The organism is Streptomyces sp. NPDC056361, assembly GCF_042262805.1.
Taxonomy (GTDB): domain Bacteria; phylum Actinomycetota; class Actinomycetes; order Streptomycetales; family Streptomycetaceae; genus Streptomyces.
Window position 1 is genome coordinate 1 of record NZ_JBHJQI010000222.1, and the last position, 9,147, is coordinate 9,147.

The 9,147-nt window shown below is 72.9% G+C and carries 8 protein-coding genes; 1 reads left to right on the forward strand and 7 read right to left on the reverse strand.

The genetic code is table 11. The annotated features are described in order from the left end of the window. Positions 1 to 59: 59 nt before the first annotated feature. The 6 genes from ACFCY7_RS38300 to ACFCY7_RS38325 form a co-directional block, all read right to left on the reverse strand. A complete protein-coding gene (locus tag ACFCY7_RS38300) occupies positions 60 to 446 on the reverse strand; it encodes a hypothetical protein (protein WP_376490705.1) in 387 nt (128 codons plus the stop codon). 100 nt (positions 447 to 546) lie between these two features. Then, positions 547 to 1,929, reverse strand: a complete 1,383-nt coding sequence (locus ACFCY7_RS38305; protein WP_376490706.1) for a VanZ family protein — start codon at positions 1,927 to 1,929, stop codon at positions 547 to 549. A gap of 85 nt (positions 1,930 to 2,014) precedes the next feature. Next, positions 2,015 to 2,437 carry a hypothetical protein gene (locus ACFCY7_RS38310; protein ID WP_376490707.1) on the reverse strand — a complete coding sequence of 141 codons (423 nt, stop codon included), beginning with the start codon at positions 2,435 to 2,437 and terminating at the stop codon, positions 2,015 to 2,017. Positions 2,438 to 2,673: 236 nt separating this feature from the next. After that, entirely contained in the window at positions 2,674 to 2,976 is a 303-nt protein-coding gene (locus tag ACFCY7_RS38315; RefSeq protein WP_376490708.1) for a hypothetical protein, read from the reverse strand. A gap of 118 nt (positions 2,977 to 3,094) precedes the next feature. Continuing rightward, complete coding sequence (locus ACFCY7_RS38320; RefSeq protein WP_376490709.1) at positions 3,095 to 4,408, reverse strand: M14 family metallocarboxypeptidase; 1,314 nt, start codon at positions 4,406 to 4,408, stop codon at positions 3,095 to 3,097. Continuing rightward, complete coding sequence (locus tag ACFCY7_RS38325) at positions 4,405 to 6,447, reverse strand: Xaa-Pro dipeptidyl-peptidase (RefSeq protein WP_376490710.1); 2,043 nt, start codon at positions 6,445 to 6,447, stop codon at positions 4,405 to 4,407. Before ACFCY7_RS38325 ends, ACFCY7_RS38320 begins: the two co-directional genes overlap by 4 nt. Positions 6,448 to 6,658: 211 nt before the next feature. On the opposite strand from ACFCY7_RS38325, the gene ACFCY7_RS38330 reads away from it, so the two are divergent. After that, entirely contained in the window at positions 6,659 to 8,218 is a 1,560-nt protein-coding gene (locus ACFCY7_RS38330; RefSeq protein WP_376490711.1) for a M1 family metallopeptidase, read from the forward strand. A 25-nt stretch (positions 8,219 to 8,243) separates the two neighbouring features. Here ACFCY7_RS38330 and ACFCY7_RS38335 read toward each other — a convergent pair whose 3' ends face one another. Next, complete coding sequence (locus ACFCY7_RS38335) at positions 8,244 to 9,125, reverse strand: oxygenase MpaB family protein (protein ID WP_376490712.1); 882 nt, start codon at positions 9,123 to 9,125, stop codon at positions 8,244 to 8,246. Positions 9,126 to 9,147 lie beyond the last annotated feature (22 nt).

Below are 9,147 nucleotides of genomic sequence, written 5' to 3' on the forward strand. Positions count from 1 at the left end.
CGTCCGGGGGGCGCGGCCGCGACGGATCCGCCGGGAGCGGGGAGGCCTGCGGCGTACGCCTAGCCGGAGACGGGGAAGTAGTCCCCGGAGTACTGGGTCGGGATGGTCACTTCGCCGATGTAGGCGATCGTGGCGCCGTACGTGCACTCGCCTGCGGTGTAGCCGGTGATGTTGACCGGGCCCTTCCACCACCAGCCGGAGAGGTAGTTGTCCGTGTTGTTGGTGTTGAAGCACGCCTCCACGTACTGGCCGTTCTGGTTGGTGCCCTTGATCTTGACCGAGTAGATGTTGCCCCGGCTGTCGTGGAAGGCGATCTGCTGACCGTTGCTGCCGGCGGCCGCGGGGCCCGCGCCGCCCATGACGGCGAGGCCGCCGAGGGTCGCTGCCGCGGCGGCGACCCCGAGTCGGCGCAGCGGGGACGTGGTGGTCGTGGTGCGGTGGGACACGGTTTCTCCTGTTCGGCGGGCCCGGGAGTTCCGGGCCTGCGTGTGCGGTCCAGGGGTACTGACGCGAGAAGGGCGGTAGCGACACGCCTGGGTGAGGCGGCTACGCGCGGGGCGTGGTCGAGCCCGAGAAAGGATCACCGGTCACGGCGTCGAACGCAAGGCCGAATACGGTGGGGGCCGTTCCCGCCGACGGCCGCGACGCGGCTCCGGGGCCGGTGGTCGTCGCGGGTGGCGTCATTCCTGCGGGCGGGGTCAGGGAGACCATCCAACAGACCCGCCAGCGGCCCTGGTTGTCGAGCCGGGCCATCAACTCGCTACTGGTGACGCGGGCGTCGGGGTACACGGCCAGCGCCTTCGCCGTGGCCTGCTCCCTGGTCACGGTCGCGCGGGGCAGGTTGGTGGCGTGATCGTTCCTGGCGGCGAAGGAGAGGATCTTCCGGTCGGCTCCGATGACGACGTCCAGCCGCATCGGCATCAGGACACCGTCGACGCGGCTGCGCCACTGCACCACCTTGGCCTGCTGATCGGGCCCGCCGGCGGCGAAGACCTGCGACTTGCTGCCCCGCAGGGCCCAGGGGAAGTGCTTCGCGGCGAACGCGTCCCCCGTCTCGCGGGCCGTCCCCTCCGTCAGTTTCGCCCGCGCGGCCTTCTCGGGCACGACAGCCGCGAGCTGGCCCGATGTCACCTCGCGGGAGGGCCAGGCGAGCGTGATGTTTCCCGATCCGGTGCTCACGTAGACCCTGCCGGGCCGCCGCTCTGCCGCCGGGATGTACCTGACGTCGGTCGGGACCGCCTCGGGTCCGAAGAAGGCCTGCACGGCATCGGCCGCCGCCGCCAGCTGTGCCGCGTCCGGCCGCTGGTCGGCACGTGCGTCGGACGCCGTGAACGCCATCGAGGGCAGGGCCACGGCGGACAGCAGGATCCCGCCGCAGACGGAGACGATCACGCCGAGGCGGAGGTCGCGGGCCCGGGTGCGACCGGGGGTCGCCGGGGTCGTACGGTCGGCGCGGCGCCGGTTCCACGCGCGTCCGGCGAGACAACCCAGCAGCGCGCCCAGCAGGTTGGCGCCGAAGTCGGAGGCGTCGCAGGCCCTGGCCATACCGGGGGTGAGGGCCTGTGCCACCTCGATCACGCCGGACAGCAGCGCCAGCGCGGCGACGACGGTGACGGGTCGCCGGGTCGCCACGGTGAGGAAGAGCGCAGGCGGCACGAAGAGGGCGATGTTCATCAGGCCCTGGTCCGCGAAGAGCGAGGCCGCCAGGTCCGGGGGCAGCGAGCACACCCGCATCGCCGGTGCGTGCGTCCCGAGGGGCGAGAGGGTGGCCGCGAGGACCACCGCGCCCGAGGTCGCGGCGCCCAGGGGGGCCACGGGCACCCGGCCGTTCCGCCGGTGCAGCAGCCAGGCGGTGACGGCCGTGGCCAGGAGGATCAGGGCAAGGGCCGGTATCAGGAACGGACTTGCGCCCAGTGAGGCATCGATCATGGTGATGGTTCCCGTTGGGACGGCTCGGCGGCGGGCACGGGGTGTGCGGCGCCGGCTCTCCGGTGGGGAGAGCCGGCGCACGCGTTCAGCAGGCGGTCACCGGGGCGTTGTAGAAGGTGTTCTGCCCGGAGACGGCCAGCCAGCCGACGACGTCGGCGCAGTCGTTGAAGCCGAGGCCGTTGAAGAACTCGTGCGACGTCGTGCCGCTGTTCTGGGTGAACCAGCCCTTGTTGTAGCTGTGGCCGTGGTAGTTGAAGCCGAACTGGGCGGTGATCGTGCCGCCGCCCGTCTTCTCGTACCACTCGTTCATCTTCCAGTACACGCCGCCGTCGGGCTGCTCGTACGGGAAGTCCCAGTCGGCCGCGATCTGCGTGAACAGGTAACCGTTGGACAGCTTGGTCCGCGACGTGCCGTAGTCCCAGTTGCCGCCCGCCGAGGCGGCCGGGGCGACAGCCGTCAGCATGGCCAGCAGGCCGGCGGTGACACCGAGAACAGGACGAATCTTCATGATCACCTCGTGAGTACCCGAGGCCCGTGGGGCGCCGGGAAGCAGTCAGGACAAGGGGACGGCGCTGAGCACGGCACCGACCGCCTGCGGCCATCCTGCGAAGGCCCTCCAACAGGCGGCCAACGACGCACCAACAACGCGTCAACACCCCTGCCTCACCGGATCCGCGGGCATGCGAAAGGGCGGGCGGCCTCCCGGGAGACCGCCCGCCCCTCAGGACGAGTCCTTCGCCTTCGCTACTTCCAGAGCGGGGGCTTGCTGTTGTTGTCGGCGTCGGCGCACTGCTGGGCGCGCCGCTCCAGGGCGTCGGCCCTGGCGAGGGCCTTGCGGGCCTCGGTCGTGGCGCCGAGGCGCTTCAGCTGCGCGGCGCGGTTGCGCTCCTTGTGGGCATCGGCGCGGAGCTTGGAGATGTTGCAGGTGATGGTGCCGGCGGCCGCGGGCTCGGCGGTCGCGGTCTGCCCGAGCAGCACGCCCCCGGCGAGCAGCGTCGTGGCGAGCAGGGCCGTCAGGGTACGGCGTGCGGGCTTGATGTGGCGCATGGTGGATCTCCAACTTACGGGCCGCTGGGGCCGGTTCGAGGCATGGTCAGTACCAACCGGTAACTTTACCCCGGCAAAGGCAGGAATCACGCCACGACGGCCCCGGGTCACCCGATCGTCAACACTCCTCCACAGGACTCCCACTGACGAGGTGATAGGTGGCGCGCCCGTCCAGGAGCAGCGGGACGAGGGCGCGCTGCGACTGCCGCAGCGGCACGAACACCCCGTCGCCGTCGGGCCGGACGGTGATCCCGTGCAGGTCGAGTTCGTCACCCACCTGGGCGTACTGGGCGGGGTCCAGGCGGTAGCCGCACGGCGGGTCGGCGATGACCTCGCCGGGTTCGGGCGGGTCGTTGTCGGCGCCGCCGAGGTACACGGGGCCCCGGTCCGCGAACCCCGCGTACCGGGCCGCGGAGGTCGCCGCGGTCAGTGGTCCGCGCCGCTCCTTCACGTAGGCGAAGGCTCCGTCGAGGGCCGCGTGCTGGGTGGCGACGCGCCGCCGGTGGTTGCGGGCCGGGTCGGTCTCCTCGGCGTCGTCGAAGGCGTCCACCCGGGTCTCGACGAGCAGTCCGGCGGAGTGCTTGATGCCGGCGGTGTTGCGCAGGATCCGCTCCTGGCCGTCTCCGGCGACCTGCTTGAGCGGCTGCCCGGTGACGGGGTCGGTCCAGATGCCGTAGATGCCGCTGCTGTACCCGGCGAGTCCGGCGGTGGGCCGGACGTACGACTCGGAGAGCGTCCGCGACTCGTCGTGGACGCGCGCGTCGGCGTCGAGGCTGCGGGGCCAGAGGGCGAGCAGGTCCCTGTCGTAGTAGCGGGGGGTGGCACCGTACTCGTGCAGGTCGTAGACGAGTTCGGGCCGCCGGTCGCGGAGGACGGCCGCGATGGCGCGCGCCTCGGCGGTCCGCAGGGCGATGTGGTCGCGGTTGACGTCGACGCCGGCGCCGTTGCCCCGGGTGTCGGCCTCCCGGCCGTCGGGGTTGGCCGTGGGGACGACGAGGACGGTCGTCCGGGCGAGGAAGCTCCGGGTCTCCGGGTCCCGGGCGTAAGCGAGGTCGCGCACCGTGCTCAGGCAGGCTTCGCGGCCGGCGGGTTCGTCGCCGTGCTGGCTGCAGACGAGCAGCACGGTGGTGCCGCCCTTCCCGGTGCCGAGGGTGGCGAGCCGGAGCGGGCGGCCCTGCGCGGTCGTGCCGATCACGCGCAGCGCCACGCGATCGCTCCCCCGGTCGACGGCGGCGAGGAAGTCCCGCTCCTCCGCCTCGCTCGTCCAGCGGGCGCCCGCGCTCGCCTCGAACCCGGTGCGCGGCGGCGGCTCCGCCGGCGCGGTGTCCGCCGCCTTGGCGGGCACGGTGACGAGCGGCAGCCCGAGGGTGGCGGCCCCCGCCACGAGGGCGAGGGCGCGCCGTGAACTCCGGTACGCGGTACGGATCCTCATCGGCCGGCCCCCGGCCCGGGCAGGCGCGGTCCCGTGACACCGGCGGGCGGTACGGAGCCGCTCAGGGACGGGACGGCGGCGTGCGGCGACGGCACGGCGGGTGCCGCTCCCGTCGTGGCCCGGACGAACGCGCCCGCGCCGCCGACCAGGGGCAGTCTCGCCCAGGTGCGGGCGAGGTCGAGGGTGAGGGTCGGCGTGGTCGACGGAGGGTCGAGGAGGTCCCTGTCGGTGCCGCCGACGATCAGGGCGAGGCGGTGTCCGGCGGGGACGACGTGGTCGGTGGCGGCGAGCCTCAGCGTGAGCGTGTACGCCCTGCCGGGGGTCAGCGGGCGTTCCCGGCCCGGGTCGGCCCAGGTGCCGAGGTCCGCCCAGCCGCGGCTGACGACGGTGAACCCGACGTCCGCGGTGCGGGCGGCGGTCTCCTTGAAGCAGGCGCTGTCGCCGGGGGTGCTCGCGCCCCAGCAGGTGCGGTCGGTGAGGGTGGTGATGCCCTCCCCCGCCGCCGCGTAGTCGCGGATCGTGTCCGGACCGAGGTCGACGAGGACGGCGGAGAGGTGCGCGGTGGCGGTGGTCGGGGTGGCGGTGACCGTCACCGTCGAGGAGCCGGAGATCCGCAGGTCGCGGGAGAGCGGGCGGGTGGTGAAGCCGGCCTTCTCGGGGGTCGCGGCGTCGATCCGGGCCGCCCAGTCCAGCTCGCCCAGGCCCGGGTCGTCGGTGAAGGTCGCGGTGGATCCGGGGGCGGCGGGCGTGCGCCCGAGGAGTCCGGGGCCGGCCGCGGGGCCGGGCGCGGGCCGCAGGGTGGTGGTCGCGGTGGTGCTCGGCGGCCACTGCCGGTCGGTGGTCCACCGGTCCGGGGCGCGCTCGATGTCGGCGACCGGTTCGCGGTCGATGCCGTTCTCGTAGCCGAGCAGGTAGTGGTCGAACCAGCGGTGCAGGGTGCGGACCCAGTCGGCGCGCCGGAAGTCGAAGGGGTCGACGTGGCCGGTCTGCGAGAGCCAGATCTTCCGCTCGACGCCGTGGGCGGCGAGGGCGTCCCACCACTGGCCGAACTGGTTGGCGCGGACGTTGAGGTCCTGCTGTCCGTGGACGACGAAGACGCTGGCCCGGACCTTGGAGGCGTCCTTCACGTGGTCGCGCTCGGTCCAGGCGGCGGTCCGGTCGCCGCTGTAGGGGGTGGCGGCGGCGATCCGGTCCTGGACGGCGCCGCAGCGGGCCTGCGCCTCCGGGCTGTTCACGTACTCGGAGAGCCAGCTCGGGTTGGCGTTGTAGAGCGGGGCGCCCTGGGAGTGGAAGTAGTCGTACCAGGAGGAGATCGCACCGATCGGCACGATCGTCCGCAGCCCCTCGACGCCGGTGGCGGCGACGCCGTTGGCGACGGTGCCGTCCCAGCTCTTGCCGATCATGCCGACGTTCCCCGTGCTCCAGCCGGTGGCGCGGGCCGGGGTCGTACCCGTGCGGCTGGTGTAGCCGCGGGCGCGGCCGTTCAGCCAGTCGACGACGGCCTTCGCGGACCGGACGTCGGACCGGCCTCCGACGTCGTCGCAGCCGTCGGAGCGGCTGGTGCCCGCGAGGTCGACGGCGGCGAAGGCGTAGCCGCGCGGGACGAAGTAGTTGTCGTAGAAGAGCGGGAGCCGGTCGGGGTTGCCGTCGGCGTCGTACGTCTTCTTCTGGCCTTCGTTGCCGCGTCCGCAGCAGGCGTAGTACGGGCTGGCGTCCATGATGACCGGGATCCGCCGGCCGGCCGCCGCGGGCTCCCGGGGCCGGACGATGTCGACGGCGACCCGGTCGGCGCGACCGTCGCCGTCGCCGTCGAGGCCGGTGTCGACCCAGACGGACTCGCGGATGGCGTCGGCGTACGAGTGGACGGGGCGGGACTCGCGCACGGCGGGCGCGGACGGGGCCGCCGCGGCCGGTGCCGCGGGCTGGGGCCGTGCGCCGGCCGGGGTGACCAGAGTCGCGAACAGGGCGGCCGTGGCCGTGGCCACGAGGGTTCCGTACGACAGTCGGGCTCCGCGGGTTCTCCGCTTTCGCATCGGCATGGGCCGGAACGTACCCCGGTCGACTCCCGCGCAAAAGAGTGCCGGAGGGAATCCAGCGGGATTCGCGTGGCGGAAGGTTCATGTCGGCCGAATGGCGATCGTGTGACAGGGGGTCCACTGGACGTGACGGTGCGTCGGGGGCTGAATAGTGTCGCGACTAAGGACCGGCGCCCACCCACGCGTCTTACGTTTCTTACGACTTGGAGCACCCGTGCATCGCAGAATCATCGTTCCGAGCGCCCTCGCGGCCTCCCTGCTGCTGGCGATCCCGGCATCGGCGGCCGACTTCGTCCCCGGTGCCGCGGGCATCGGGGACTCCTACTACCCCGCCAGCGGCAACGGCGGTTACGACGTCTCCCACTACGACCTGCGCCTGAAGTACCAGCCGGCGACGGACCTGTTGGAGGGGACGGCGACGATCCTCGCCACCACCAAGCAGAACCTGTCCCGCTTCAACCTGGACTTCGCCCTGAAGGTCAGCGAGGTCCGGGTCAACGGCCGGATCGCGAAGTTCACCGCGTCCGGCGACCACGAGCTGGAGATCACCCCGGCGACGCCGCTGGAGAAGAACAAGTCGGTCTCGGTCGTCGTCCGCTACGCGGGCAAGCCCTCCGAGGTCAAGATCGACGGCTGGTCGGCCTGGGCCCGCACCCCGGACGGCGGCGTCGCCGCGCAGGAACCCGACTCGGCCGTCTGGTGGTTCCCGTCCAACGACCACCCGCTGGACAAGGCCACCTACGACGTCTCCGTCTCGGTGCCGGACGGCCACCAGGCCATCAGCAACGGCGTGCTGCAGTCGCAGTCCTCCCGGCTCGGCTGGACCCGCTACAACTGGCGCTCCAACAAGCCCCAGGCGTCATATCTGGCCACTCTGGCCGTCGGCAAGTTCGACATCACGACGGACAGGACCGCGAACGGGCTGCCCGTCCTCAACGCCTACAGCAAGGACCTCGGCGACAACGCGGGCGCCGCGCGCGCCTCGATCGAGCGGACCACCGAGGTCGCCGAGTGGCTGGAGTCGGTCTACGGGCCGTATCCGTTCAACTCCCTCGGCGGGTACGTGCCGAACGTGACCAGCGGGTTCGCCCTGGAGACGCAGACCCGCCCGTTCTACAGCCCTCGCCAGTTCGCCAACGGCGCGAACGTGTCGGTGGTCGTCCACGAGCTGGCCCACCAGTGGTACGGCGACAGCGTGTCCGTCCACGACTGGAAGGACATCTGGGTCAACGAGGGCTTCGCCCGCTACAGCCAGTGGCTCTGGTCGGAGAAGGAGGGCGAGGGCACGGCGCAGGAGCTGGCGGACTACGTGTACGCCGCCCGGCCCGCCGACGACCCCTTCTGGACGGTGAAGCCGGGCGACCCCGGCGCCGAGAACCAGTTCCACGGCGCCGTCTACGACCGGGGAGCGCTCGCCCTCCAGGCGCTGCGCAACGAGATCGGCGACGAGGACTTCTTCGCGATCCTGAAGGGCTGGCCGCAGGAGTTCGCCTACGGCAACGCGCGGGTCGCCGACTTCGTGCGGTACGCGGAGCGGATCTCCGGCAAGCCGCTGGCCTCGCTCTTCGACACCTGGCTGTACCAGCCGTCGAAGCCGTCCGCCCCGACGCCGACGGCATCCGGTACGGCGGCCCGGTCGGGCGCGTCCTCCGCGTCGCCCTCCGCGGCCGGGCAGCCGGGCGGCAAGCAGGCGAAGCCCGTCCAGCCGAAGTCGTGGAAGAAGATCGCGGCGACGAACACGATCCACGAGCGGGACGCGCACGACGGCCACTGAGCCGTGCCGTGACCGGGGCCGTCCGTCAGCGCGGAGCGCTGCGGGCGGCCTCGCGCGCCTTCCTGGCCAGGGGCAGGAAGCGGAGCCGTTCCGGCAGGACGGGGACGACGGCCCGGACGATCCGGGCGTACCGGCGCAGGGTCCGCTCCTGCGCACCGGTCCACTCCAGGCCGATGGCCTCGCGGGCGTCCGCGGGCATCAGGCCGACGGTGAGGAAGGCGCGCAGCCGCAGGAACGGGCGGCGCAGGACCGGCCACAGGAGCCGGAGCGCGAGCCGGACCGGCAGCGGGCCGCGGTCCGGGGCGGGCACCGGAAGGTCGGTGTCGAGCAGCTCCCGTACGACGACGGTCGCCTCGAGCTCCTCGGCGAGGACCTTGCGGTAGTACGGCCAGAACGCCTCGATCGTCTGCGGCATGTCCCGGTCGTGGATGCCGAGGACCCGGCCGACCTGGAGCCATTCCGCGTACAGCTGCCGTTCCTGCGCCTCGGTGAGGGGGCGGGCGAGGAGGCCGAGCCCGCGCAGGTACACGGGGAATCCCGTCGCGTGCACCCACGCGTAGTAGGCCGGGGTGAGGGCGTGGTAGCGGCGTCCGTGGGCGTCGGTGCCCTGGATGTCCCGGTGCAGTTCCCGGAGCCTGCGGCCCTCCCGCGCGGCGTCCTCGCCGCCGTAGATCCACAGCTGGAGCGAGCGCAGGGAGCGCTCGCCGCGGCCCCAGGGGTCGGTCCGGAAGACGGAGTGCTCGTCGACTCCGGCGCCGATCGCGGGGTGGGCGACCTGCATGGCGAGGGCGGCGGGCAGCATCAGGAGCGCCCGGACGTCACCGGCGACGGTCCACAGCACTCCGCCGACGGGCGGCGGCGCCGGGTCGGCGACCCGGGCCCGGTCGAGACTCGTCCCGGACGGCATGGTCCTCTCCTCTTCTGTCTCC

Bases quoted from the DNA above. Each gene is read 5' to 3' on its own strand.
- ACFCY7_RS38325 (WP_376490710.1), bottom strand. From the start codon at position 6,447: ATGCCGATGCGAAAGCGGAGAACCCGCGGAGCCCGACTGTCGTACGGA.
- ACFCY7_RS38305 (WP_376490706.1), bottom strand. From the start codon at position 1,929: ATGATCGATGCCTCACTGGGCGCAAGTCCGTTCCTGATACCGGCCCTT.
- ACFCY7_RS38335 (WP_376490712.1), bottom strand. From the start codon at position 9,125: ATGCCGTCCGGGACGAGTCTCGACCGGGCCCGGGTCGCCGACCCGGCG.
- ACFCY7_RS38320 (WP_376490709.1), bottom strand. From the start codon at position 4,408: ATGAGGATCCGTACCGCGTACCGGAGTTCACGGCGCGCCCTCGCCCTC.
- ACFCY7_RS38315 (WP_376490708.1), bottom strand. From the start codon at position 2,976: ATGCGCCACATCAAGCCCGCACGCCGTACCCTGACGGCCCTGCTCGCC.
- ACFCY7_RS38310 (WP_376490707.1), bottom strand. From the start codon at position 2,437: ATGAAGATTCGTCCTGTTCTCGGTGTCACCGCCGGCCTGCTGGCCATG.